Here is a 23,272-nt window from a genome sequence, read left to right on the forward strand (position 1 = left end):
ATGATCCGAGTCCTCATCGCCGACGACGAGGCCCTGATGCGCGTCGGAATCCGGCTGATCCTGGAGAACGCCGAGGACATCGAGGTCGTGGCCGAGGCGGGCGACGGTCTCGAAGCCGCCGCGGCCTGCCGCTCCCAGGACATCGATGTCGCCCTGCTCGACATCCAGATGCCGACCAGGGACGGAATCGCGGCCGCCGAGGACATCGCCCGCATCTCGCCCCGTACGTACGTCGTGATGCTGACGGCGTTCGGCGAGGAGGCGAGCGTGACGCGCGCCCTGCGGGCCGGGGCGAGCGGCTATCTCCTCAAGGACACCGGCCCCTCCGAACTGATCCGTGCCGTGCAGCTCGCCGCGAAGGGCGAACCGGTGCTGGCGCCCCGCATCACCCGCCAACTGCTGGACCGTCATGTGCAGTCCGGCCGTGACACCGAGGCCGCCCTGCGCAGGACGGAGGAACTGACGCCGGCCGAACGGGAGGTCCTGCGGCTGCTCGGCACGGGCCTGTCGAACGCGGAGATCGCCGACCAGCTGTATCTGAGCGCCGGCACGGTCAAGGCGCACATCAGCCGGATCCTGACCCGCACGGGCTGCGCCAACCGCGTACAGGCCGCCGTCCTGGCCCACGACGCCGGACTGCTCGACGACCGCTGAGCCGTGACCAGGTCCGCCCCACTCCCGGTCGGCAGGCGTCCGCCGACCAGGAGCGGGATACCCCGGACACCGGGAGACCCGGAGGCCCGGAGACCGGGACGAGCTTGCGGTGGTCGTCGGTTACCGGAGCTGGGACTGCACCTGGGCGGAGATCAGGTCGAGGTGGTCCAGGTCGTGGAGGTCGAGGATCTGGAGGTAGACGCGCTGGGAGCCGATCTGCGCGTAGCGGCCGATCTTGTCGACGATCTCGGCCGGGGAGCCGGCCAGGCCGTTGGTCTTCAGGTCGTCCACCTCGCGGCCGATCGCGGCGGCGCGGCGGGCGACCTCCGCGTCGTCCTTGCCGGCGCAGACGACGAGGGCGTTGGAGTAGACGAGGTCGTCGCCCTTACGCCCCGCCTCTTCCGCGGCCGCCCGTACGCGGCCGAACTGGCGCTCGGTGTCCTCGATCGACGCGAACGGCATGTTGAACTCGTCGGCGTACTGGGCGGCGAGGCGCGGCGTACGGCTCGCGCCGTGGCCGCCGATGAGGACCGGGACCTTGGCCTGTGCGGGCTTGGGCAGCGCGGGCGAGTCGGTCAGGTCGTAGTACGTGCCGTGGTGGCTGAAGGTCTGGCCGGCCTCCGTCGCCCACAGGCCCGTGACGATCGCCAGCTGTTCTTCCAGGCGAGCGAACTTCTCCTTCGGGAACGGTATGCCGTACGCCTTGTGCTCCTCCTCGAACCAGCCCGCGCCCAGGCCCAGTTCGACCCGGCCACCGGACATCTGGTCGACCCCGGCGACCTGGATCGCCAGAACGCCGGGCAGCCGGAAGGTACCGGCCGTCATCAGAGTGCCGAGGCGTATGCGCTTCGTCTCGCGGGCGAGCCCGGCGAGGGTGATCCAGGCGTCCGTGGGACCCGGGAGGCCGTCCCCGGACCCCATGCGCAAGTAGTGGTCGGAGCGGAAAAAGGCGTCAAAGCCGAGGTCTTCGGTGGCCTTGGCCACGGCGAGCAGGGTGTCGTAGCCGGCCCCTTGCTGGGGCTCGGTGAAGATTCGAAGATCCATGCCTCCATCCTGCACGGTCGAACACCGGCCCACGCCACGGGTTCCACCGTTCCTCCGCGTCCTCCGGAAGGCGATGCTCCAAAGACTGCCGCTCTGCACCTTTCAGTTCGGAGCGTCGTCGGCCAGCGAAGCCATGGCGCACGGGCGCAGGACCATGAGCGAGTCTTCCAAGGTCGCCGCCATGGCAAAGGGGAACCGGTCGACCTCAAGACAGAGTGCGACGTCATCAGGGTGGACTCCTTGACGCACACCCTCCGCCAGCTCGGCGGCGGCGCGCGACTCGGCAGCGCGGCGGACGAACTCAGCAGCGTCCGTCCCGGCCTCGGTGGCTCTCCGCGCGATGTATTGGGCACACGCCAGATCTTCATCGGCCTGCCCATCGTCGCCAGTGACCACGAACGTGATGCTGGCACTCTTGCGCGTCCGCAAGAGCCGAGCCGTTGCCTCCGCCACCACGAAGCCGGCGCACAGCACCAGCGACGCCTCCTTGACCGCGAGGGCGCCGACCGTCCCTGCCGTGGTCTTCTGCACAACGGTCCGTCCGCCAAGGTCGACAGACCGCAGCAGGCCCGGCGAGTTGACCAGGTCGAACCCGGGCGCGGGCGGACCGTCTTTGAGCGCCCCCCAATCCGGGTGACGGGCCTTGAGCGCCAGGGCTTCGTCCAGCGACTCAGCAAGAACGATCTTTTCCGCGCCCTGGGCAAAGGCCCAGGCGGCCACGGTGAAAGCACGCATGACGTCGACCACGACCGCCACGGACGGGGCTTCGACCAGCTCAGAGATGCCAAGGAAACGAGCGTCCATTCTGATCATGATCGCGCATGCCCGACCCGAAGCGCCCAGAAAGTGACGCGCACCACATCGACGGTCTCGGAATGCAACACGTCCAGTTGCCCGCGTCGCGAAAGTGACGGCCCATCCCTCAAGCCCCACTAACCCATGTGCCATACTCGGGCGCTGATCATGGCATGAAACGACCGGGGGGCCGTGTGTACGCCGTTTCCCTGGACGCCCCCTATCTGGACACGGATGCGGATCAACTCTGCTTCTCGCTGGACCTGACGGAGCGTCCGGCGCTGGCAGAGCGTGTGGTGTTGCTCGGCGGGCTGGATGTGCGGCTGCGGCTGCTCGGGGCCTCGCACCAGGTGTTCGCCGGTCCCGTGCGGGAGACGGTGGCCTGTCTGCAGGGCGCGGTGAGGGGTCTGCCCGAGACCTGCACCCGTCAACTGCCGGGCTGGGGCTACGATTTCGGCGCCACCACTCGCCAACTGACTCCCGAAGAGTTCAGTGCCGAGGTGGCACAGGTCCTCGGCCGGGCCACCGACGCCGAGCACAGCCTGTGCGGAGTCTTTCCCGGTTCGCCGGAGGCGGTCACCGCGGTGGTCGTCGAGACGGTCGAGGGACCGTACGGCGCCGGGCTCGTCTGGCGCACCTGGCACACGTATCCGCAGAACGGCCAGATCGTATCGACGTACAGCCGGCTGGAGGCCCGATGAACAGCGCCCGACTCGTCCGCGCAGCGGTGGCGGCCGCGCTGGCCGCGACCCTGCTCACCGCCTGCTCCAGCGACGGGGACGACGACGCGGTCCCGCGCGAGTGGATCAGGAAGACGTACACCGAGACCGGGGCGGACTGGCGCGACCCGAACAGCACCCCGAGCGAGGTCGCCCAGGCGGTCCACACCGAGCGGGCGGCAGAGGACCGTACCTCCGGCGACAGCATGGAGTTCCTGCGCTACGGCGACGACCTGGTCACCGTCTCGCCGCACCGGAGCGGCAGCCTGATCGAGATCGAGGACTACCGCGACGGGTACCGCCGCCACAAGCGGCACCTCATCCACTGGCCGGACCCGGACAGCGCGAGCTTCCGCGGCGGCGGCCCCGGCGAGGGCAAGTAACGCCCGATGACCGGCCGGACCAGGCCCCGACGCATTCGGCGTTCCTCCCGCACAGCACCTGATCACGCCCCGACCCCGCCCCCAAGAAAGGCAACGCAGTGACCGAGATCTTCGAGTCGACCGGCCAGTCCCTGCTCTACGGAGTCGTGGGCCTCGTCGTGATGGCCGTCGGCTTCATCGCCCTCGACCTCGTCACGCCGGGCAAGCTGTACCACGTGGTGTGGACCGACCGGAATCGTGGCGCGGCCGTCCTGCTGGGCAGTCAGTCCGTGGCCGTGGGCCTGGTCATCATGAAGGCCATCGAGGCGAGCGAGTCCGAGCAGGGCCTCGGCTACGGCCTGGTCAGCACGCTGCTGTACGGCCTGGCCGGGGTGCTGGTGATGACCGTCGTCGGCATCGTGATCGGCGTTCTCACGCCGGGCCAGATGGGCGCGGTCGTCCTCGACGACCAGGGCGACCGTCCGCACCCCGCCGCCTGGGTCCAGGCCGGCATGTACCTGGGCACCGGGTTCATGGTCGGCGCGGCGATCTCGTAGCGGCGCCCCTCGATGAGCGGCACCACCGCGCAAGGCCACGACAGCACCGCGGCGCCCTCCCGCGCCGCGGTCGTCCGGCACACCCGGGGGGCTCGCTTCCTGCTGCTGTTCGCCGTCTTCCTCTGCGCGGCCTGCGGCCTCGTCTACGAGCTGGCCCTGACCGCACTGGGCAGCTACCTCATCGGCAACTCGGTGCTCCAGACCTCCGTGGTGATCTCCGTGATGGTGTGCGCCATGGGCCTCGGCTCCCTCGCCGCCAAACCCCTGCGCCGCCGCGCGGTGGGCGCGTTCGCGCTCGTGGAGGGCGTGCTGGCGCTGGTCGGCGGACTGTCGGTGCTGGTGCTGTACGCGGCGTTCGCCTGGCTCCAGCTGTACACCCCGGCGATGATCGTGGTCGCGGTGGCCGTCGGCATGCTGATCGGCGCCGAGATCCCGCTGCTGATGACCCTGCTCCAGCGGATCCGGCGGCAGGAGGCGGGCAGCGCGGTCGCCGACATGTTCGCCGTCGACTACATCGGCGCGCTGGTCGGCGGCCTGGGCTTCCCGCTGTGGCTCCTGCCGACGTTCGGCCAGCTGAAGGGCACGCTGGTGGTCGGCGCGGTCAACGCGGTGGCCGGGGTCATCGTGGTGGTGTTCATCTTCCGCCGGCAGATGCGGCGCTGGGTGCGAGGCGCCCTGCTGGCCGGGGTCACGGCGGTCCTGGCGGTGCTCGGTACGACGTACACGTTCGCGGACGACCTGGAGGTGACGGCGCGTCAGCAGATGTACCGGGACCCGATCGTCCACGCGGAGACGACGCCGTACCAGGAGATCGTCGTCACCCGCTCCACCGCCTTCACCGGCGAACCGGACGTCCGCCTCTTCCTCAACGGCGACCTCCAGTTCAGCTCCGTCGACGAGTACCGCTACCACGAGTCCCTCGTCCACCCCACCCTCTCCGGCTCCCGCGCCAACGTGCTGATCATGGGCGGCGGCGACGGGCTCGCCCTGCGCGAGGTGCTGCGCTACGACGACGTCCAGCACGTCACGCTCGTGGAACTGGACCCGGCGATGACCCGCCTCGCACGCGCCTTAAAGCCCCTGCGCGACCTCAACGACAAGGCGCTGGACGACCCGAGGGTCAAGGTCGTCAACGCCGACGCCTTCAACTGGCTGCGCGGCGCCCGCCAGCACTACGACGCGGTCGTCATCGACTTCCCCGACCCGGACACGGCGGCGCTGGCCAAGCTGTACTCGGTGGAGTTCTACCACCTGCTCGGCCAGGTCCTGACGCCGCAGAGCAGGGTGATGGTGCAGAGCGGGTCGCCGTTCTTCGCACCGAAGACGTACTGGTCGATCGCGAAGACGATCGAGACGGCGGGCTACGCGACCAACCAGTTCCAGGTCGACGTACCGAGCTTCGGCAACTGGGGCTACGTCCTGGCCACCCCGGGCGGCGGCACGTCCCCACCTCTGCGGCTGGCATCGGACGCCCCGCAACTGCGCTACCTGGACGAGGCAGTCCTGAAGGCCGCCGCGGTGTTCCCCGTGGACCGCCGCCGCCAGGACGTACGGCCGAGCACGCTGATGGACCCGGCCGTGCTGGAGTACGTACTGGACGAGTGGGAGAACTACTGACCGCCCGCGGTCGAGATCATCTGCGTTGTGGGCAGGGACGGGTTCGTCCCGCCCCAGGGTTCGCCGTGCACGGTCAACCGTTACGAGGGCACGATCAGCGACGCGGTTTGGGGCCCGCGCCCACCAGCCCCCTACGCCGCAGACCCCCGCTCCCGCTCAGCCTCATCCCGCACCGCCAGCCGCCGCAGCATCTCCAACACCCTGTCGCGGGACTCGTCCGCCGCGTCGATCGCTTCCATGCACTGCCAGTACATGGCCTCATCCGCCGCCGAGGCGATACTCACGAGGGCGATGCCCACCTCGCCCAAGAGGCCGCTGAGGTCGACGAGCGCTTGGCGGGCGTCGCCGAGTTCCGTGAGTTGTGCGGCGCGCAGGGTGCCGGCTCTCGGCAGGGGCACGTCCAGGACGCTGCAGCCTCTGCTCGCCAGTTCGGTCAACCCCACTGCCTCGCCTCGTAATTCGGGAGGGCCGGACATGGCGAGGCGACTGCCTATCGCCTGGGCGAGGGCCTGTGCCTGGCAGGCCTCCGCCATGATGCCCCCCGCGTCCTCACTTCCCATCAGGGCCCGTCTGCTCGCACCGATGAGCCGCACCGCGTCCATGCGCTGTCCTCGTCTGTCCCGACGCGTTCTTCACACGCCTGCCCGAACTCCGCCTTCCACTACCCAGAGTGAAGGGCCTCGTGACGAAAAGCCAGAGGAAGCCGGAAATCTGTGGACAATAAATCAGATGTGGACAACTCGATGACTCCGGAGAGTGACAATGCGCGTCGCGTCACGTCCCCTCCGCCGGAAATCTCTCCTCATTCCGGTCGATCTTCGCGGACAGTGCCGCGAGGGGATCGATGTCGAGCACCTCGCACAGCTGGAGCAAGTACGACAGGACGTCCGCGACTTCGTCCGTCACGCGGAACGCCTTCTTCGGGTCGGACATCACCCGGGCCGACTGCTCCGGCGTCAACCACTGGAAGATCTCCACTAGTTCGGAGGCCTCGACGCTGAGCGCGGCGACCAGGTTCTTCGGGGTGTGGTACTGCTGCCAGTTCCGCGCCGCCGCGAACTCGGCCAGTCTGCGCTGGAGCTGGGCCACATCAAGTTCTGTCACGGCTCCAGGTGTACCACCGTGACCCCGTCCACTCCCGAGGCCCAGGAGGCGTCGCTCACGGCCCCCACCAGCCGGATGTGCCCGCGCTCGCACATCCGCGCCGCCAGCCGTACGAGCTGGTCCCGCTGGCGCCCGTCCAGATCGCGGTCGAACCCGTCGGCCAGCACCGTGAGCGTCTGGAGCGCCTCGGGCACCTCCCCCGCCGTGTCGACCTCCAGCACACCCGGCCCGGTGAGCAGCACCAGGGCGAGGGCCAGGTACCTCAACTCCCCGTCCCCCAGCAGTCCGAGAGGCGTCCGCAGCCCGTCGCCCCGGTCCAGTACCGCTCGGACTGCCGGTGCCGCCCGGACTGCCCGGACGGCCTGGACCGTCTGGCCCGCCCGAGCCTTCGGTACCGATCCCTGCCCGGCGTCGGACGAAACCTGCTCGGCCAGTACGTCCACGACCCGCCCCGCACACCCGTCCCGCACCGCCGCGACCAGCAGCCCGTGCCGCCTCCCGCACTCCGACCGCGTACGCCACAGCACCTCGGCGAGGTTGGCGCAGCCGGGCAGCAGCCGTCCCGCGCCGAGCGGTACGGGCGCGCGCATGTGCCGGGGCACCGGGTCGCAGGCGAAGACGGAGCGCAGGGCGACCACCATCTGCTCGGCGGCGGCGAGGACTTGGCGCTGGCCGTCCGTCTTGCCGGCCACGCGCAGCGGCAGCAGCGCGGTGCCGAGCCGGTCGTCGGGGAGCGGGGCCCGGGTCACGGAGGACGAGCCCGCCGTGTACCAGGCCGCCTGCACGGTGGGGCGGCTCGGGTCACGCAGGGCCGTCTCCAGCAGGGTCACTCCGCCGGTCGTCAACCGCTCGCCCACGATGCGGAGTTCGGGCTCGGCCTGCACGGCGAGGTCGAGTCGTACGACTCCTGCGGGGCCGTCCACCGTGCAGCCGATACGGAACCCGCGTCGCCGCCCGGCATCGGGCCGGGCCCGCTCGGGAACGCAGGCGCCGGGATCCGGGAACACCTCGCCCAGCGACGCCCCACCACCCAGTCGCGCCAGTGCCTCGTACGCCCGCAGCGCACTGGTCTTGCCACTGCCGCTGGGCCCCGCGAGGAGCGTCAGCGGGCCGAGCGGGAACTCCGCGCGCCGGTGCCCGGCGAAGGCCGAAAGGCGGAGTGCGGTGACGCTCGGCCGCCGGTCCGGGCCGGGCGGCCCGCCGCAAGCAGCTTCTTCGGCAGGTACAGCGTCCGCGGCGGCGCTCAGGAATGGCACGGTCATGTCCGGACCGTAGGCTTCCGTCGGCCTGCCGAACCGTTCCGCCCGGCGGACCTTCCTACGATCGAGGGATCAGCAGGTCAAGCAGGTGATCGTCAGGCTCCGGGGACTCCCGCCCCCTCCATCAGCCCGGCCACTTCGGTGCCCGGCGGCGTGAGCAGGAACACGTTCCGCTCGACGCGGTGCATGCCGCTCGCCAGGCCGAAGACCACGCCCGTACTGAAGTCCAGTACGCGCTTGGCGACGTCCGGTTCGGCGCTGGTGAGATCGAGGAGGACCGGGATACCGGCCATCAGCGTCTCGGCAACCTCGCGCGCGTCCCCGAAGATATTGACCCGGAGCACGACGAAACGGCGGCGCGGCTCGGTGTCCGCGTCGGGAATCGACCGGTGGTCGACCGCCGAGGGCCAGGCGTCGCGGCCTCGCAGCGGGACGACCTGGGCGAGCCCTTCCCACTGTTCATCGGTGACGTCGTAGCCGTTCACCGGCTCCCCCCGACCTGTTTCGCACTGATTTCCTGCACCGGCCAATTCTTGCGCATGCTCACCCGTTCGGCCCAACAATGACACGGTCCGCGAGGCGGTCGTGCCGCACATCACGTCACATCACGTCGGCGACAGGCCACAGAGCTCTGCCGCGGGCACGACGGAATCAGAGGCGTACGACCGTCGTCTCCGTCGCCTTGATGCTCGTCCATACGGACGCTCCGTCCGCGAGGCCGAGTTCGGTGGCCGCCTGGGGGGTGATCTCCGCGACCACGTCCGGTGCCCGGTCGGAGGTGATGAGGACGCGCAGTCTGCTGCCGGTGGCGGTGATCTCGCGGACGGTGCCGGGCCAGACGTTGCGGGGGCTGCCGCTGGGCCGCTCCCGGTGGACGGCGACCGCTTCGGGGGCGATGATCGCGAGCGCTTCCGTGCCCGTCGGCAGCGGGTCCGCGATCACCAACCGCCCTCCGCCGTCGGCGAGTTCGAGCCCGTCGGCGGTCGCCGTGCCGGGCCAGGCGTTGCGGCCGAGCATGCGGGCCACCCACGGTGAGCGCGGATGGCGGGTGACCTCGGCGGGCGCGGCGTCCTGGACGGCGCGGCCCTCGTCGAGCACGAGTACGCGGTCGGCCAGCGACACCGCCTCGACCGGGTCGTGGGTGACGATCAGGCAGACTCCGCCGAAACCTTCGAGGTGACGGCGCAGGGTGTGCCGTACCTGGGCGCGGGTGGTCTGGTCGAGGGCGGCGAGCGGTTCGTCGAGGAGCAGGAGTCGGGGACGTACGGCCAATGCCCTTGCCAGGGCGACGCGTTGGGCCTGGCCACCGGAGAGCTGGGCGGGTTTACGGTGCGCGAGGTGGCCCACCGCGAGCCGGTCGAGCCAGTCCTGCGCGACGTGGCGGGCCTCGGTGCACGGTACGCCGTGGGCGCGCGGTCCGTACGCCGTGTTGGCGAGTGCGGTCAGGTGCGGGAAGAGCGCGCCGTCCTGGGGGACCCAGGCGACTGCTCTGCGGTGTGGGGGCAGCGGGGTGACGTCGGTGTCGCCGAGGCGCAGTACAGCGTGGGCGCGCGGGGTCAGGCCGAGCAGGGCCCGCAGCAGGGTGGTCTTGCCCGCGCCGTTGGGGCCGACGACGGCGATGGTGGTGCCGGGGGCCGCGTCCAGGGCGAGCTGGGTGAAGCCGGTGACCTCGGCGTGCAGCGACCAGCGTTCCCTGTCCGCCGGGGCGGGATCCTTGTACACAGCAGGGGCGTCCGCGGGTGAACTCCCCTCGTCCGCGGGCGGCTTGGGCGGATACGGGCGAGCGCTGCCCGGCGTACCCGTGAAGCGGCCGCGCAGGGCGACGAGGACCGCCATGGCGATGGCGAGCAGCAGCAGCGAGACGGAGGTCGCGGCCTGCGGGTTCTCCTGGAGCAGCAGGTACACCTGGAGGGGCAGGGTCTGCGTCGTGCCCGGAAGGTTGCCCGCGAAGGTGATGGTGGCGCCGAACTCGCCGAGGGCGCGGGCCCAGGTCAGCGCGGCTCCGGCGACCAGGCCGGGGGCCACCATGGGCAGCGTCACGGTGCGGAAGACCCGTAGCGGCGAGGCGCCCAGGGAGGCGGCGGTCTCCTCGTAACGCGGCCGGAGTCCGGCGATCGCCCCTTCGAGGCTGATCACCAGGAAGGGCATCGAGACGAACGTGGCGGCGACGACCGCGCCCGAGGTGTGGAACGGCAGCGTGATCCCGAAGACGTCCTCCAGCCAGGGCCCGAGCAGCCCGCGCCGGCCGAAGGCGAGCAGCAGCGCGACGCCGCCGACGGTGGGCGGCAGCACCATCGGCAGCAGGACGAGCGAGCGGACGAGGGCCTTGCCGGGGAACGGTACGCGCGCCAGCAGCCAGGCCAGCGGAACGCCGAGCACGAGCGACAGACCGAGCGACCAGAAGGAGACGACCAGGGAGAGCTTCAGCGCCTCGCTGGTGCCCGGGCTGGTCAGGTGCTCGCCCAGGTCGCCCCAGTCGGTGCGGGCGAGGACGCCGGCCAGCGGGAGGAGCAGGAAGGCGATGGCGAGCAGAGCGGGGAGGGCGAGGGTGAGGGGCGCACGGGAGGAACGGGTGGTCCCGGCGCGGCTCATGGTCACGGCTTCTCGAAGCCCGCGCCGCGGAGGATCTGCTGGGCCTGGGGCGAGGACAGCCACTTCACGAAGGCCGTGGCCGCCGTGGAGTGCTGTGACTCCTTCAGGGTGGCGGCGGGGTAGGAGGCGATGGCGTTCTGGTCGGCGGGGATGGTGATCGCGTCGGTCTTGTCGGTCGCCGTGGCCGCGTCGGTCTTGTAGACGATGCCCGCGTCCGCCTCGCCGAGTTCGACCTTGCTGAGCACCGCGCGGACGTTGGGCTCGTCGGAGACCGGTTTCACGGTGATGTTCCGGTCGGCGAGGACCTGCCTGCTGTAGCGGCCGACCGGCACCTCGGGAGCCGCGAGTACGACCTTCGTCCTGCTGTCGGCGAGGTCCTCAAGGCCCTCGATCTGCTTCGGGTTTCCCGCGCCGACGGCGATGACCAGTCGGTTCCTGGCGATGACGGTCGCGGTGCCGGTGTCGGCCCGCAGCCCGTCCATCGTCTTCGTGTCGGCGGTGACGAGTACGTCGGCGGGGGCGCCCTGCCTCACCTGCGCGGCCAGTTCCTGGGATCCGGCGAAGGAGAAGGTCACCTTCGTACCGGGGTGGTCCTTCTCGTACGAGGCGCCCGCGGTCCTGAAGGCGTCGGTCAGGGAGGAGGCGGCCAGGACGGTGAGGTTCGCCGTGTCCGAACTCCCGCCGGTCTGCTCGGTGTTGTCATCGCCGCAGGCGGCGAGCGAGCCGAGCAGGGCGACGGCGGTGAGTACGGCGCCGGCGCGGCGCCCCGTACGGAGGATGGACATGCCGTGGGGCTCCTTGCGAGGGCGAGGGGAGGTGCCGGGGACCATGCCCTGCGGGTGGTCAGGCACGGTCGATGTGCACATTGGTCGACTTCACGCGGGCGGTGGCCTGCATACCGACCTCCAGGCCCAGCTCCTCGACGGCCTCCCGGGTCAGCAGGGAGACCAGGCGGTGCGGGCCCGCCTGAATCTCGACCTGGGCCGCGACGTCGCCCAGCTTCACGGCGGTGACGATGCCGGGGAACGCGTTGCGCGCCGAGGTGTACGGGTGCTCCTCCTCGCCGGTGCCGCTCTGTGCGCTCTGCGCGATCTCGACGGAGAAGGCGGCCAGATCACGCCCGTCGATGAGGCGACGGCCGCCTTCGTCGCGGTGCGTCGCGACGCGGCCGGCGTCCGCCCAGCGGCGCGCGGTGTCGGCACTGACACCGAGGAGCCGGGCCGCCTGCCCGATGCTGTAGGACTGCATGTGCGCAAGATTAAGCCGCAACACCTCGCATCTGCAAGGAATTCTCTGACTCAAGACCGGCAGGTGCTAGTCGATCATCTCCAGGTCCGGCGGGACGAGGGTGGTTGATTCGACCAGGCCCCTGAGGAGGTTGTGCAGGAGGTTGTTGTCCGTGGGCGCTCCGGACTCCTTGTCGTGGATCAGCGGGTAGGGGAAGCCGCCGCTGTGGAGGCGCTTGCGGACCTCCGTGATCTTGTGCTCGATACGGCGCTCGGTCCAGTTGTCGTCCGGGCGCAGACACTCCAGCAGGGCGGCGGCCTTCCGGTAGGACAGAGGGCGCGGGCCGTCCTCGTACAGGAGGTAGTGCTGGCCGATCACGACCAGCAGCAGCCGTTCGTCCTCGGCGAGCGGCCAGAGGTGCGGCTTCAGGGTGCTCGCCTGGCGGCGCGGTACGAGGCCGGGGGCGTCGTGCCCCGTCACGTACAGCTCGACCAGGTGTTCCCGGTAGCCCGAGCCCTTGACGAACAGCGGGGTGTAGCCGGGCGCGAGCGGGATGGGCTCGGTGGTGGTGTGCATCAGGCGGCCGTGCGGCAGGCGGACGAGTTGCTGTCCGGTGTTGCGCAGCCACCACTGGCTTGCCTGGTACGTGAGTTCGCCGTGCCTGCGGCTGACCCGCAGGTCGTCCTCGCCCACCGCCAGGTCCACGTCCGGTTCCTCGCCGCGGCCGAAGCAGATCGTCAGGCCCGGTCGTGGCGGGACCCTGATGCCGCCGGTCAGTGAGCGCGCGTGCAGGGTGCCTGGACTGGCCTCGGTGACACCGCGAGCCAGACTCGCGAGCTGATCCATGGTGGCCTCCATCTGTCTTCTCGGTGTCGGGGAGTGGGTCGGGTGGGGTGCGCGCCCCCCTCCGCCGCGCACCCCGGCGCCAGTGTGCCCGCAGGAATACGGGACCGGTCCCCGGCGGGGTGCGCCCGGGCAGCACCGTACGGCCACCGCGGGCAGCTTGCGGCTGGTCGCGCCCACGATGGGAGCCATTTCCCAGCCCCGCACCCCTGCCCGTACGTGCGACCGTTCGCTACCATCGCCCCCATCAGTCAATCGCCAGGAATCCTGATGATTGACCTCAACAATGAACAGCCCCGAACGGAGCCGTATGTCCCTCTTGGCCAGGCCCGCAGTGGCCTCCTTCGCCGCGAAGACCATGCAGCGCATGCTCGGGCTCGCGAGCCGACGAGCCAGTGGGCGCGGTTCCGCGGCCTCGTGGCGCGAGCGGCTTCCCGAGTTTCCGCGCGACGTCCGCGAGTTGACGGTACCGACGTCCATAGCTCCGGCCCCGGTCGAGGTGTACATGCCCAAATCCGAGGATGGGGTACTCCCGCCGGTCCACGTCAACTTCCACGGCGGTGGGTACGTGCTGCGGGGCGCGGAGATGGACGACGCACTGTGCCGTTTCCTCGCCGCGGAGGCGGGCGTGGTCGTGATCAACGTGGACTACGTCGTCGCCCCGCAGCACCCGTTCCCCGCCCCGCCGAAGCAGGCGTACGAGGTCGTCCGCTGGGTGGCCGAGCACGGCGCCGAGCACGGCTGGGACGGCAGCCGTCTCACCGTGGGCGGACAGAGCGCCGGCGGCGGTCTCGCGGCGGCGGTGGCGCGTCAGGCCCTGGGGACGGGCGGCCCCGCGATCGCGCTCCAGGTCCTGCACTATCCGCCGCTCGACCTCGCGACGAGCGCCAAGGACAAGAAGGCCCACATCCCCAAGCCGGTGTTGCGCCCGTGGATGGCCGCGGTCTTCGACAGCGCGTACGTGCCGGACCCGGCCCAGCGCACCGACCGACTGGTCTCTCCGGCCAACCCGGCGGACACCGCGGACCTCACGGGTATCGCCCCGGCGCTCGTCATCACCGCGGAGTACGACCTCCTCCGAGCCGAGAGCGAGCGGTACGCCGGGCGGCTGTACAAGGCCAGGGCGCTGGCCGAGCACCACGTCGTGCTCAAGGCCGACCACGGCTACGACCTCAAGGGCACCAAGGCCGCCCGGCCGGTCTACGCGCTGATCGCGGACCATGTGCGGCGGGCCGTCAACGCGTAGGCAGGGGCAGCGAGTTGAGCTGCCGATCGCGTCGTCAGCCGACCGGTGGCGTGCCGTGCGTATGGAAGGACTCGATGGTCTTCAGGCCCCAGGCCTGGCCCTTCTTCCGCTCTTCCTCGGTCCAGGTGATCAGGGGCCAGTCGGGGGCCAGGACGAGGCGGGTGAGCGGGTTGCACAGTTCGATGCGGTTGCCGCCCGGCTCGTAGACGTACAGGAAGAACGTCTGCTGGATGGCGTGCTTGTGCGGGCCCGTCTCGATGAACACGCCCGTGTCCAGGGCGAGATCGGCGGCGCGCAGGATGTCCTCGCGGGTGTCGGTGGCGAACGCGATGTGGTGCAGTCGGCCGCGGGAGCCGGTCCAGTCCTCGGTGTAGACGACGTCGTACGACTTGTCGGTGAACGTCAGCCACTTCGCGGCGATCCTGCCGCTGTCGAGCCGGATCTGCTCGGTCGGGCGGGCGCCGAGGACGTGTTGCTGGAAGTCGGCGTTGGCGGCGACGTCGGCGGCGAGGTAGTTGACGTGGTCGAGGCGGCGTACGGCCACGCCGTGGCCCGGCTTGGCCTGGGGCTGGTTCTTCAGGCCCGGCTTGAGCTCCTCCGGGGCCCGGTACCACTCGGACTCCCAGTACAGGGCGACCTCGTGGCCGTCCGGGTCGGTGGTGACATAGAGCGGGCCGAGGCCGGGCTCGTCCTCGGTCCAGCGACCCTCGTGGCCCGCGGACGCCAGCTCCTTGACCCTGCGCTGCAGGGCCTCCTCGCTGGAGGCGCGCAGCGCGGTGCGGCGGATGCCGGAGGTCTCGTGCGCGGTGAGGACCAGACTGTGGTGCTCGTAGTCGTCCCAGGTGCGCAGGTAGACGGAGTCGCCGCGTTCGCCGTTGACCGTCAGGCCCAGGTAGTCGGTGAAGAACGCGAGGCTGCGGTCCAGGTGCGGGGTGAGCAGTTCGACATGCCCGAGATGGGCGATGTCCCCGAGGGGAGGGGTCATCGAGGGCTCCTTGGGTCGAGTGTGGAGGCGGGCCGGGCGAAGACGGTGCCGTCGAAGATCTTCCGGGCGGTGCGTACGACGGCCGTGCGGCGGGCCAGGGGGTCGCTGCCTCCGGTGTCGACGCCGGCCTCGATGTCCAGGAACCCGGTGGGGTGCTCGATGCGCAACCGCTCCCCCGCTGCCGGGAGTTCGGCCACGTCCTGGCCGATGCCGCCCTCGATCCGCAGCCCGGCGGCGACGCTCGCGGCGGACAGGACGCCGATGGAGGTGTGGCAGCGGACCGGGATGAAGGTGCGGGTCATCACCGCGCCGCCGTGCGCGGGCGGGGCCAGCAGGCTGAGCTTGGGCACGGTGGTGCCCTCGACCTCGCCGAGGCCCATCAACGGGCCCGCCGCCAGGCGGATTTCACGGAGCCGGTCGGCGAGGGCCGGGTCCTTCTCCATGTGCTCAGGGGCCTCGTAACCGGTGATCTTCAGGGCGGAGGCGGCGATCAGTACGGTCGGCATCCCGTTGTCCACGCAGGTCACCGGGGTACCGGCGACGGTGTCGAGGACGTTCCCGGTGGGCAGCAACGGGCTGCCGCCCGGCGGGAACTCGATGACCACGGGCGCGGCGGTTCCCGGCACGCCGGAGATCTCGGCGGAGCCGGTGTAGTCGACCCGTCCACCCGGGGTGGGGAAGGTCGCGGTGGCGAGGTCCCCGGTGTTGAGCATGCGGATCCGTACGGAGGTCTCGCCGTCCGTCGGGGCGACGAGGCCGCGCTCGACGGCGAAGGGGCCGACGCCGACGAGCAGGTTGCCGCAGTTCTGACGATCGGACACCTCGCCCCTCTCGACGCCGACTTGGAGGAACAGATAGTCGACGTCCGCCTCGGGACCGGCCGAGGCCGACACCACGGCCACCTTGCTGGTCAGGGGGTGGGCCCCGCCGAGCCCGTCGATCTGGCGCGGATCGGGGCTGCCCATGATGCGCAGCAACAGGTCGTCACGTACGGCGGGTTGGGCCGGCAGGTCCGCGGCCAGGAAGTAGGCGCCCTTGGAGGTGCCGCCGCGCATCAGCATGCAGCGCACCTCCTCGGGGCCACCGTTCACAATCCCGCCTCGTCGCGGGCGTGGTCCTCGTACGAGCGGTACCGCACCCCCAGGCGTACGAGGGTCTCCCTCAACCCGTAGTGGTCCAGGCCGAGTTGGCCCCCGGCGAAGGCGGCGCGGGAGGCCTCCTCCTTGGCCGTACGGGCGGCGGACGCCTCGACAGCCTCGGCGGCTCGTTCGCGGGGCACGCACATCACGCCGTCGTCGTCGGCGAGGATCACGTCGCCGGGCCGGATGACCTGCCCGCCGATGACGACCGGCACATTGACCGAGCCGCCGGTCGCCTTCACGGTGCCCTGGGCGGACACGGCGGCGGACCAGGCGGGGAAGCGCATCTCGCGCAGTTCGGAGGTGTCGCGGATGCCCGCGTTGATCACCAGGCCGCGTACGCCGCGCCTTTGGAGCGCGGTGGCGAACAGTTCGCCGAACATGCCGTCCGTGGAGGGCGAGGTGGTGGTGACGACGAGGAGGTCGCCCTCGCCGCACTGCTCGACCGCCGCGTGGATCATGAGGTTGTCGCCGGGCCAGCTCAGGACGGTGACGGCGGTGCCGGCGATACGTACGTCCTGCTGGACGGGGCGCAGGTGCGGGCCGAGGAGGCCGGTGCGGCCGAGGGCTTCGTGGACGGTGGCCACGCCGTACGCGGACAGAGCGTCCACGTCCTTCTCGGAGGCCTTGGGAGGGTTGGTGACGATCACGCCGCTCATGCCAGCTCCGCGGTGATCTGCGGGTAGGGGCGCATGTAGGCCTCGGCGTAAGTGGTGTGCGGCAGGCCGAGGTTGGGGCCTGCGTTGCGCTTGAGCTGGACGCCGCGGCGGACGGCGAGGTCGGTGTAGTAGTCCCACAGGTGCTGCTGCGCGGCCAGGCACTCCATGGCCCGGCGCTTGGTCTCCCACACCTCGGTGATGTCGAGGAGGACCTCGGGCTTGAAGCCACACATCTCGGGCTGGTGCGGCTCGAAGAAGAACACCGGCGGGGCACCGATGACCTCGCCCTCGGCGGGGTAGCCGATGGCCTGGGCGAGGACGCGGGCGTCCAGGGCCATACGGGCGGCTGCCGGGTGGTCGCCGTTGTACGGGTCGTCCAGGGGATGGGTGAGTACGACGTCGGGCTGGGTCTTGCGGTAGGCGCCCACGAGTCGGTCGGTCAGCTCGGGAGTGGCGAGCAGGGGATAGTCGCCGGCGTCGAAGAAGACGACCTCCGCGCCGAGGGTGGCCGCGGCCTTCTCGGCCTCCTCGCGGCGTATCCCCTTGATCTCCTCCAGCGTTTTCCCCTGGCGCCACGCCTTCGCGGACTCGCCGCGCTCGCCGTAGGTCAGACACGCGATGGTCACCCGCTCGCCGCGGGAGGCGGCCAGGGCGATGGCTCCACCGGCCCGCCATACGAAGTCCCCGGCGTGCGCGGTGATGACGAGGGTCGAGCGTGGGGGTGCGGGCGCCTTGTCGTCGTGCGTCATGGCTTTGAATCTCCTTGCTGGATAGGTCAGTTGACCCATTCCCGGAGCGTCTATTCGCGCAAGGCGTCGATCACGCTCGCGAGGTGGGCGCGGGCGGCCGCGTCGGCCGCCTGGGGGTCCCGGGCCCTGATCGCCTCGATCATGGCCAGGTGTTCGTTCACGGACTGCTGGGGCCGTCCGGGTCGCAGCGAGAGCTGGAAACGGTGGCGCACCAGTTGCGCGTTGAGCCGTTCCAGCAGTTCCACGGCCACCTGCTGGCCGGAGAACTGCCGGATCTTGGCGTGCAGTTCCTGGTTGAGCCCGGAGTAGGTCATGGGCTCGCCGTCGGCGACGGCCTTGCCCATCGCCGTGCCGATCTCGGCCAGTTCGGTCAGCTGGTCGTCGGTGGCCTCGACGGCCGCCTTGGCCGCGCACAGCCCTTCGAGGACCATGCGGCACTCGGTGATGGCGACCGCTTCCTCGACCGTGACCACCCGCACCCGTGAGCCGCGGTTGGGGATCCGTTCGACCAGTCCCTCGCCCGCCAGATCGATCAGTGCCGCGCGCACACTGGCCCGTGTCACACCGAACTGCTCGGCGAGTTCGTTCTCCACCAGCCGCTGGGCCGGTGACATCTCGCCGCCCAGGATCGCCTGCCGCAGCTGCGCCAGCGCGTGCTGCTTGGCCTGCTCTCCGGTGCTCGGTTTGGCCTGGTTCGCCATCTGCTCTCCCTGAGTGGGTGCCTGTCGACCGTAAATGTAGGCGAACAAGATTGTCAACGATTTCGTTCACCATAGTGCGGGCGCACAGGAAGCTCAGGGCCGTGAAAGACGGAGGGCGCCGGGTTCCTTCGGAAGGAACTCGACGCCCGGGACGATCGTGGCTCAGGCCGTCCGGCCGAGCGGCAGCCTGATCGTGAAGGTCGTCGAGCCCGGGCTGCTGGTCAGTTCGAGGGTGCCGCCGTGGGCGCGGGCCAGTGAGTGCGCGACCGCGAGGCCCAGGCCACTGCCGCCCCGGTCGCGGCTGCGGGCCTTGTCGACGCGGTAGAAGCGGTCGAAGACGCGGTGCTGGTCGGCGGCCGGGATGCCGGGTCCTGCGTCGTTGATCTGTACCAGCGCCATGCCGGACTCGACGCACACCTCCACCGACACCTTCGTACCGGCCGGGGTGTGCACGGCGGCGTTGGAGAGCAGGTTGTCCAGCACCTGCCTCAGGCGCAGGGGGTCGAGGCGCAGCCGTACCGGGTCGGGAGGGAGCGCGACGGTCAGCGGGTGATCGCTTCGGCCCGCGCGGAAGGCGTCGGCCGCCTGGTGCACCAGCTCCACCAGGTCCATCTCCTCCAGCCGCAGCGGTGCCTCCACATCGGCGGCGTCCAGGCGGGCGAGCAGCAGCAGGTCGTCCAGCAGGATGCCCATCCGGGCGGCCTCGGCACGCAGCCGGGCCAGGTGCTTGTCGCGCTCCTCGGGGGCGTTGGCGGCCGCGTACTGGAACAGGTCGGCGTAGCCGCGTACCGACATCAGGGGTGTACGCAGCTCGTGCGAGGCGTCGGCGACGAAGCGACGCAGCCGCTGTTCGGCCTGCGTGCGGACGGCGAGCGAGTCGTCGATGTGTTCCAGCATGGTGTTGAAGGCGGTACGCAGCTCCTCGACCTCGGGGCCGCCGCTGCGCCCGTCGTGGCGCACCGGCAGGCGTGCCGAGTCCGTCAGGTCGTGCGAGGTGATGCCGCGGGCGGTGTGCGCCATGTCGCTCAGCGGCTTCAGACCGCGCCGCAGCATCCCCCGGCCGGACAGCACGAGGGCGAGCAGCGCGACACCGAAGGCGACGGCCTGGATCGCGACCAGCCGGCCCACCGTGTCGTCGATGCCGTCCATGGGCGCGGCGCTGACCAGGATGACGCCGGGCTCGAACTCGCACGCGCGCAGCCGGTAGCTGCCTTTGCCCTTGAGATCGTCGGTGCGCAGGACCTCCGTGTCCGAGGTCATCTGCGCCCGGGCCACGGCGGTGAAGCTGTCGACGTCCTTCGGCAGGTCTGCGGGGTCCTCGGGCTTGCGGAGCACGGGCTTGCCGCCTGACACGTCGTACACGGCGTAGAACCAGCTGTAGTACTTCTTTCCCGTGAGCGTGCCGTGTTCCTCGATGTTCTTGGACTGGGCGATCTGCCCCTGCGCCAGCTGTGTGTCGAGCTGCTCCGACAGGTAGTCCCGCATGTACGTCGTCAGCCCCGTACCGACGACCGCGAACACCATCAGGGACAGCACCCCCATGCCCAGCGCGAGCCGGGTGCCCAGGCGCATTCTGCGATAGGTCCGCCGCAGCCGGCCGATCACTCGGCGACCTGCCGCACCACGTACCCGACGCCCCGCACGGTGTGGATCAGCGGTGCTCTGCCGTCGTCGGGCTCGTCGAGCTTGCGGCGCAGGCGGCTGATGACCAGCTCCACGACGTTGGAGCGGCCTCCGAAGCCGTACTCCCAGACGTGGTCGAGTATCTGCGCCTTGGTCAGCACGGTCGGTGACTTGCGCATCAGGTAGCGCAGCACCTCGTACTCGGTCGGGGTGAGCGTGAGCAGCTTCTCGGCGCGGCGCACCTCGCGGGTGTCCTCGTCCATCGTCAGGTCGGCGACCTGGAGCACGGACCGCTGGAAGCCGGGTCCCGCGCTGCGGCGCAGCACGGTGCGCAGCCGGGCCATGAGCTCCTCCACCGCGAACGGTTTGACCAGGTAGTCGTCGCCGCCCCGGGTGAGGCCCGCGATCCGGTCGGCGACGCCGTCGCGGGCGGTGAGGAACACGACGGGCACCATCGTCCCGGACAGCCGCAGCCGGTCGAGGACACCGAATCCGTCCAGGTCGGGGAGCATCAGGTCGAGCACCACGATGTCGGGATGGAACTCGGCGGCCTGGCGCAGCGCCTCCTCGCCGGAGTACGCGGTCACCGCGTCCCAGCCCTCATAGCGGGCGACGGTGGCGACCAGGTCGGCGATGGGCGGATCGTCGTCCACCACGAGAAGACGTACTTTTTCCACCCGCTCATAGTGCTGCACGTATCGCTCGGCGCCCACAGCCGTCCGCCCTCCGAACCCACATCGATAAAAACTTGAAAGTTGACAGACAGCTAAACGACAGCTCCCACCAGGCAGGCTCGGTATCCCCGGATCATTGATCGAGGAGTTGCCGTCCCGTGACGACTGTCCAACACGTCAGACCCCCCACACCGGCGATACGCCCCAAGGTGGTGGCCCGCACCGGCCTGTACACCCTGCTGGCCGCGAACGTCGCGGTGGTGACCGTCTTCTTCTTCCAGTCCGGTCTCGACTCGAACGCCCTCCTCCTGCTGGGGCGACTGACCGGCCTGTACGCCGCCCTTCTCATGGCCTTCCAGCTGCTGCTCGTCGCCCGGCTGCCGTGGCTCGACCACCGGATCGGCATGGACCGGATGACCTCCTGGCACCGCTGGGTCGGTTTCGGTCTGCTGTGGTCGCTGCTGGGGCACGGCGTGTTCATCACCTTCGGCTACGCCGAGTTCTCGTCGATGGACCCCGTCAGCCAGCTCGTGGACCTCGCCGAGACCGTCGAGGGTGTGCTGCGCGCGATCGTCGCCCTGGTGCTGATCATGGTCGTCGGCGCGGTCTCGGCGCGCTGGGCCCGGCGTCGGCTGGCGTACGAGACCTGGCACTTCATCCACCTGTACACATACGTCGCGGTGGTGCTGGCGTTCACGCACCAGGTCGCGGTGGGCACGACCTTCACCACGAACTCGACGGCCAAGACGTACTGGTACGCGATGTGGGGAGTGGCGCTCGGCTCGGTCTTCGTGGGCCGGCTCGTGCTGCCGCTGTGGCGCAACCTGCGGCACCAGCTGCGTGTCTCGGCCGTCGTCCCCGAGTCCGACAACGTCGTGTCGATCTACATCACCGGCCGCGATCTGGACCGGCTGCCCGCGCGGGCCGGCCAGTTCTTCCTGTGGCGGTTCATGACCAAGGGCCGCTGGTGGCAGGCCAACCCCTTCTCGCTGTCCGCCGCCCCGGACGGCCGGAGCCTCAGGCTGACCGCGAAGACGGCCGGCGACGGCACGGCCGCGCTGCGGCACCTGAAGGTCGGCACGCGGGTGTTCGCCGAGGGCCCGTACGGCGCCTTCACCACGATGCACCGGACCCGGCCTGACGCCCTGCTCATCGCGGGCGGCGTCGGCGTCACCCCGATCCGCGCCCTGCTGGAGGACCTGCACGGCCACGCCGCCGTCATCTACCGGGTGGCCACCGACCAGGACGCCGTGCTCTACGACGAGCTGCGCGAACTGGCCCACGCCAAGGGCGCCCACCTGTTCCTGGTCACCGGCCCGGCCGCCCCGGACAAGCTGGCGCCGGCCGAACTGAGCCGGCTCGTCCCCGACATCACCGACCGGGACGTCTACGTCTGCGGCCCGCCCGGCATGACCGGCGCCGTCCTGCGCACCCTGCGCGATCTGGACGTGCCCAAGCAGCAGATCCATTTCGAACGCTTCAGCCTGGCCGGATGAGGGGGACACCATGAAGCGAGCACTACCTGTCCTTGCCCTGAGCGTCGCGGCCCTGATCCCGGTCTGGCGCTACGCACCGTCGGCCGAAACCTCGTCGTCGAGCACCGAGGTCGCCGCGCCGGCTTCGACGCCTTCCGCGGCTCCCTCGTCGGGCTCGTCGGGATCGGGCTCTTCGGACTCGGGATCGTCCGACGCGGGGACCTCGAACCTGGTCGTCGCGGGGTCGACCCTCAACACCGAGAAGGGCCCCGTGCAGGTGGAGGTCACCTTCACCGGCGACGAGATCAGCTCCGTACGGATGCTGCAGCAGCCGAACCACCCGCAGACCGAGGCCGCCGTGCCGAAGCTGATCGAGGCGACGCTCGAGGCGCAGAGCGCCGACATCGACGCGGTGTCCGGCGCCACGATCACCAGCGAGGGATACGTCAAGTCCCTCCAGGCCGCCATCGACGCGAAGGGCTGAGGGGCCGAGGGTGCGCCGGGTCGAGCACATCATGGGATTCCCGATCTCCGTACGGATGGACGAGAGGGAAGGGGACGCCGCCGAGGCCGCGGACCGGGCCTTCGACTGGCTGCGCGAGGTCGACGAACGGTTCAGCCCGTTCAAGCCCGGCAGCGAGGTGTCGCGCCTCGACCGGGGTGAGCTCGAACTCGACGAAGTCAGCCCGGAGTTGGCGGAGATCCTCGACCTGTGCGAGCGGTACCGGGTCGCGACCGGGGGCGCCTTCGACGTACGGCTGCCCGGTCGCGGCCTCGATCCGTGCGCCATGGTGAAGGGCTGGGCGGTGCAGCGGGCGGCGGACCTGCTGACGGCGACCGGGGCGTCCCGGTTCTGCCTGAACGCCGGCGGCGACGTGGTCGCGACCGGCGGTCCTTGGCGGGTGGGCGTACGGCACCCCGAACAGGCCGACAAGCTGTGCACGGTCCTGGACGTGACGGACGGCGCCGTGGCGACCTCCGCACGCTACGAACGGGGCGACCACATCATCGACGGCCGCACCGGCCGCCCGGCCACGGGCCTGCTCAGCGTGACGGTCGTGTCCCCGTCCCTGACGGAGGCGGACGCCACGGCGACGGCGGCCTTCGCGATGGGCCCGGAGGGCATCGTCTGGGCCGCCGCGCGCGAGGACTGCGAGGTGTTCGCCGTGGACGCGGAGCGGAAGGTGTTCCGGACGGCGGGGTTTCCGGTGGCGGCTTGACGGGGTTCTGAGCGTTTACGTGGGCGCT

General features: G+C 70.6%; 26 protein-coding genes. 9 read left to right on the top strand and 17 right to left on the bottom strand.

Annotated features, from left to right (window positions below; translation table 11 throughout):
* A complete protein-coding gene (locus tag IEZ21_RS37925; RefSeq protein WP_189326376.1) occupies positions 1-654 on the top strand; it encodes a response regulator in 654 nt (217 codons plus the stop codon).
* 120 nt (positions 655-774) lie between these two features.
* Here IEZ21_RS37925 and IEZ21_RS37930 read toward each other — a convergent pair whose 3' ends face one another.
* On the bottom strand, positions 775-1,698 hold the full coding sequence (locus IEZ21_RS37930; protein ID WP_189326377.1) for an LLM class F420-dependent oxidoreductase: 924 nt from the start codon (positions 1,696-1,698) through the stop codon (positions 775-777).
* A gap of 102 nt (positions 1,699-1,800) precedes the next feature.
* Positions 1,801-2,502, bottom strand: a complete 702-nt coding sequence (locus tag IEZ21_RS37935; RefSeq protein ID WP_308429684.1) for a 2-phosphosulfolactate phosphatase — start codon at positions 2,500-2,502, stop codon at positions 1,801-1,803.
* Positions 2,503-2,687: 185 nt separating this feature from the next.
* On the opposite strand from IEZ21_RS37935, the gene IEZ21_RS37940 reads away from it, so the two are divergent.
* The 4 genes from IEZ21_RS37940 to IEZ21_RS37955 all read left to right on the top strand — a co-directional run bounded on the left by IEZ21_RS37940 (position 2,688) and on the right by IEZ21_RS37955 (position 5,748).
* The gene (locus tag IEZ21_RS37940) at positions 2,688-3,194 is read left to right on the top strand and encodes a DUF2617 family protein (protein ID WP_189326440.1); all 507 of its coding nucleotides are present in this window, start codon (positions 2,688-2,690) and stop codon (positions 3,192-3,194) included.
* On the top strand, positions 3,191-3,595 hold the full coding sequence (locus tag IEZ21_RS37945; RefSeq protein WP_189326379.1) for a DUF4247 domain-containing protein: 405 nt from the start codon (positions 3,191-3,193) through the stop codon (positions 3,593-3,595). Before IEZ21_RS37940 ends, IEZ21_RS37945 begins: the two co-directional genes overlap by 4 nt.
* Before the next feature lie 98 nt (positions 3,596-3,693).
* Positions 3,694-4,131, top strand: coding sequence for a DUF350 domain-containing protein (locus tag IEZ21_RS37950; protein ID WP_189326380.1), 438 nt, complete (start codon positions 3,694-3,696; stop codon positions 4,129-4,131).
* A gap of 12 nt (positions 4,132-4,143) precedes the next feature.
* The gene (locus tag IEZ21_RS37955; RefSeq protein WP_189326381.1) at positions 4,144-5,748 is read left to right on the top strand and encodes a polyamine aminopropyltransferase; all 1,605 of its coding nucleotides are present in this window, start codon (positions 4,144-4,146) and stop codon (positions 5,746-5,748) included.
* 131 nt (positions 5,749-5,879) lie between these two features.
* Here the strand turns inward: IEZ21_RS37955 and IEZ21_RS37960 are convergent, their stop codons facing one another.
* From IEZ21_RS37960 to IEZ21_RS37995, 8 genes are all read right to left on the bottom strand, one after another.
* Positions 5,880-6,350, bottom strand: coding sequence for a DUF6099 family protein (locus IEZ21_RS37960; protein ID WP_189326382.1), 471 nt, complete (start codon positions 6,348-6,350; stop codon positions 5,880-5,882).
* A gap of 172 nt (positions 6,351-6,522) precedes the next feature.
* Positions 6,523-6,852 carry a nucleotide pyrophosphohydrolase gene (locus IEZ21_RS37965; protein ID WP_189326383.1) on the bottom strand — a complete coding sequence of 110 codons (330 nt, stop codon included), beginning with the start codon at positions 6,850-6,852 and terminating at the stop codon, positions 6,523-6,525.
* Positions 6,849-8,114, bottom strand: coding sequence for an AAA family ATPase (locus IEZ21_RS37970; RefSeq protein ID WP_189326384.1), 1,266 nt, complete (start codon positions 8,112-8,114; stop codon positions 6,849-6,851). Before IEZ21_RS37970 ends, IEZ21_RS37965 begins: the two co-directional genes overlap by 4 nt.
* A 92-nt stretch (positions 8,115-8,206) precedes the next feature.
* Entirely contained in the window at positions 8,207-8,596 is a 390-nt protein-coding gene (locus IEZ21_RS37975) for a cell division protein SepF (RefSeq protein WP_033318765.1), read from the bottom strand.
* 166 nt (positions 8,597-8,762) lie between these two features.
* Complete coding sequence (locus IEZ21_RS37980) at positions 8,763-10,703, bottom strand: ABC transporter permease (protein ID WP_189326385.1); 1,941 nt, start codon at positions 10,701-10,703, stop codon at positions 8,763-8,765.
* A gap of 2 nt (positions 10,704-10,705) precedes the next feature.
* Positions 10,706-11,488, bottom strand: a complete 783-nt coding sequence (gene modA, locus IEZ21_RS37985; RefSeq protein WP_189326386.1) for a molybdate ABC transporter substrate-binding protein — start codon at positions 11,486-11,488, stop codon at positions 10,706-10,708.
* 58 nt (positions 11,489-11,546) lie between these two features.
* A complete protein-coding gene (locus IEZ21_RS37990) occupies positions 11,547-11,951 on the bottom strand; it encodes a TOBE domain-containing protein (protein WP_189326387.1) in 405 nt (134 codons plus the stop codon).
* 66 nt (positions 11,952-12,017) lie between these two features.
* On the bottom strand, positions 12,018-12,776 hold the full coding sequence (locus IEZ21_RS37995) for an FHA domain-containing protein (RefSeq protein WP_189326388.1): 759 nt from the start codon (positions 12,774-12,776) through the stop codon (positions 12,018-12,020).
* A gap of 307 nt (positions 12,777-13,083) precedes the next feature.
* Here IEZ21_RS37995 and IEZ21_RS38000 point away from each other — a divergent pair, with 307 nt between their 5' ends.
* Positions 13,084-14,019, top strand: a complete 936-nt coding sequence (locus IEZ21_RS38000; RefSeq protein WP_189326389.1) for an alpha/beta hydrolase fold domain-containing protein — start codon at positions 13,084-13,086, stop codon at positions 14,017-14,019.
* 34 nt (positions 14,020-14,053) lie between these two features.
* Here the strand turns inward: IEZ21_RS38000 and IEZ21_RS38005 are convergent, their stop codons facing one another.
* The 7 genes from IEZ21_RS38005 to IEZ21_RS38035 all read right to left on the bottom strand — a co-directional run bounded on the left by IEZ21_RS38005 (position 14,054) and on the right by IEZ21_RS38035 (position 20,552).
* Positions 14,054-15,004 (bottom strand): catechol 2,3-dioxygenase, encoded by a 951-nt coding sequence (locus IEZ21_RS38005; protein ID WP_189326390.1) that lies wholly within the window; start codon positions 15,002-15,004, stop codon positions 14,054-14,056.
* Positions 15,001-16,065 carry a 4-oxalomesaconate tautomerase gene (locus tag IEZ21_RS38010; protein ID WP_189326391.1) on the bottom strand — a complete coding sequence of 355 codons (1,065 nt, stop codon included), beginning with the start codon at positions 16,063-16,065 and terminating at the stop codon, positions 15,001-15,003. The genes IEZ21_RS38005 and IEZ21_RS38010 overlap by 4 nt, the downstream gene beginning before the upstream one ends.
* A 26-nt stretch (positions 16,066-16,091) precedes the next feature.
* Positions 16,092-16,802 carry a 4-carboxy-4-hydroxy-2-oxoadipate aldolase/oxaloacetate decarboxylase gene (locus IEZ21_RS38015; RefSeq protein ID WP_189326392.1) on the bottom strand — a complete coding sequence of 237 codons (711 nt, stop codon included), beginning with the start codon at positions 16,800-16,802 and terminating at the stop codon, positions 16,092-16,094.
* Positions 16,799-17,551, bottom strand: coding sequence for a PIG-L deacetylase family protein (locus IEZ21_RS38020; protein ID WP_189326393.1), 753 nt, complete (start codon positions 17,549-17,551; stop codon positions 16,799-16,801). Before IEZ21_RS38020 ends, IEZ21_RS38015 begins: the two co-directional genes overlap by 4 nt.
* Before the next feature lie 50 nt (positions 17,552-17,601).
* Entirely contained in the window at positions 17,602-18,252 is a 651-nt protein-coding gene (locus IEZ21_RS38025; protein WP_189326394.1) for a GntR family transcriptional regulator, read from the bottom strand.
* Between the two features lie 162 nt (positions 18,253-18,414).
* Positions 18,415-19,857, bottom strand: coding sequence for a sensor histidine kinase (locus tag IEZ21_RS38030; protein ID WP_189326395.1), 1,443 nt, complete (start codon positions 19,855-19,857; stop codon positions 18,415-18,417).
* A complete protein-coding gene (locus IEZ21_RS38035) occupies positions 19,854-20,552 on the bottom strand; it encodes a response regulator transcription factor (RefSeq protein WP_063741876.1) in 699 nt (232 codons plus the stop codon). Before IEZ21_RS38035 ends, IEZ21_RS38030 begins: the two co-directional genes overlap by 4 nt.
* Positions 20,553-20,707: 155 nt before the next feature.
* Between IEZ21_RS38035 and IEZ21_RS38040 the strand changes: the two genes are divergently transcribed.
* Genes IEZ21_RS38040 through IEZ21_RS38050 form a run of 3 tightly spaced genes read left to right on the top strand, consistent with a single transcriptional unit; the run spans position 20,708 to position 23,244 of the window.
* On the top strand, positions 20,708-22,045 hold the full coding sequence (locus IEZ21_RS38040) for a ferredoxin reductase family protein (RefSeq protein ID WP_189326396.1): 1,338 nt from the start codon (positions 20,708-20,710) through the stop codon (positions 22,043-22,045).
* Between the two features lie 10 nt (positions 22,046-22,055).
* Positions 22,056-22,508, top strand: coding sequence for an FMN-binding protein (locus IEZ21_RS38045; RefSeq protein ID WP_189326397.1), 453 nt, complete (start codon positions 22,056-22,058; stop codon positions 22,506-22,508).
* Between the two features lie 10 nt (positions 22,509-22,518).
* Positions 22,519-23,244 (top strand): FAD:protein FMN transferase, encoded by a 726-nt coding sequence (locus IEZ21_RS38050; protein WP_189326398.1) that lies wholly within the window; start codon positions 22,519-22,521, stop codon positions 23,242-23,244.
* The last annotated feature ends 28 nt before the right edge of the window (positions 23,245-23,272 follow it).

The sequence above is a fragment of the Streptomyces flaveus genome (assembly GCF_014647675.1).
Lineage (GTDB): Bacteria > Actinomycetota > Actinomycetes > Streptomycetales > Streptomycetaceae > Streptomyces > Streptomyces flaveus.

What these genes read in the sequence shown, in the direction of transcription:
- IEZ21_RS37925 (WP_189326376.1), top strand. Translation starts at nt 1, where the DNA reads ATGATCCGAGTCCTCATCGCCGACGACGAGGCCCTGATGCGCGTCGGA.
- IEZ21_RS37930 (WP_189326377.1), bottom strand. Translation starts at nt 1,698, where the DNA reads ATGGATCTTCGAATCTTCACCGAGCCCCAGCAAGGGGCCGGCTACGAC.
- IEZ21_RS37935 (WP_308429684.1), bottom strand. Translation starts at nt 2,502, where the DNA reads ATGGACGCTCGTTTCCTTGGCATCTCTGAGCTGGTCGAAGCCCCGTCC.
- IEZ21_RS37945 (WP_189326379.1), top strand. Translation starts at nt 3,191, where the DNA reads ATGAACAGCGCCCGACTCGTCCGCGCAGCGGTGGCGGCCGCGCTGGCC.
- IEZ21_RS37955 (WP_189326381.1), top strand. Translation starts at nt 4,144, where the DNA reads ATGAGCGGCACCACCGCGCAAGGCCACGACAGCACCGCGGCGCCCTCC.
- IEZ21_RS37960 (WP_189326382.1), bottom strand. Translation starts at nt 6,350, where the DNA reads ATGGACGCGGTGCGGCTCATCGGTGCGAGCAGACGGGCCCTGATGGGA.
- IEZ21_RS37970 (WP_189326384.1), bottom strand. Translation starts at nt 8,114, where the DNA reads ATGACCGTGCCATTCCTGAGCGCCGCCGCGGACGCTGTACCTGCCGAA.
- IEZ21_RS37980 (WP_189326385.1), bottom strand. Translation starts at nt 10,703, where the DNA reads ATGAGCCGCGCCGGGACCACCCGTTCCTCCCGTGCGCCCCTCACCCTC.
- modA (WP_189326386.1), bottom strand. Translation starts at nt 11,488, where the DNA reads ATGTCCATCCTCCGTACGGGGCGCCGCGCCGGCGCCGTACTCACCGCC.
- IEZ21_RS37990 (WP_189326387.1), bottom strand. Translation starts at nt 11,951, where the DNA reads ATGCAGTCCTACAGCATCGGGCAGGCGGCCCGGCTCCTCGGTGTCAGT.
- IEZ21_RS37995 (WP_189326388.1), bottom strand. Translation starts at nt 12,776, where the DNA reads ATGGATCAGCTCGCGAGTCTGGCTCGCGGTGTCACCGAGGCCAGTCCA.
- IEZ21_RS38000 (WP_189326389.1), top strand. Translation starts at nt 13,084, where the DNA reads ATGTCCCTCTTGGCCAGGCCCGCAGTGGCCTCCTTCGCCGCGAAGACC.
- IEZ21_RS38005 (WP_189326390.1), bottom strand. Translation starts at nt 15,004, where the DNA reads ATGACCCCTCCCCTCGGGGACATCGCCCATCTCGGGCATGTCGAACTG.
- IEZ21_RS38010 (WP_189326391.1), bottom strand. Translation starts at nt 16,065, where the DNA reads ATGCTGATGCGCGGCGGCACCTCCAAGGGCGCCTACTTCCTGGCCGCG.
- IEZ21_RS38015 (WP_189326392.1), bottom strand. Translation starts at nt 16,802, where the DNA reads ATGAGCGGCGTGATCGTCACCAACCCTCCCAAGGCCTCCGAGAAGGAC.
- IEZ21_RS38020 (WP_189326393.1), bottom strand. Translation starts at nt 17,551, where the DNA reads ATGACGCACGACGACAAGGCGCCCGCACCCCCACGCTCGACCCTCGTC.
- IEZ21_RS38025 (WP_189326394.1), bottom strand. Translation starts at nt 18,252, where the DNA reads ATGGCGAACCAGGCCAAACCGAGCACCGGAGAGCAGGCCAAGCAGCAC.
- IEZ21_RS38045 (WP_189326397.1), top strand. Translation starts at nt 22,056, where the DNA reads ATGAAGCGAGCACTACCTGTCCTTGCCCTGAGCGTCGCGGCCCTGATC.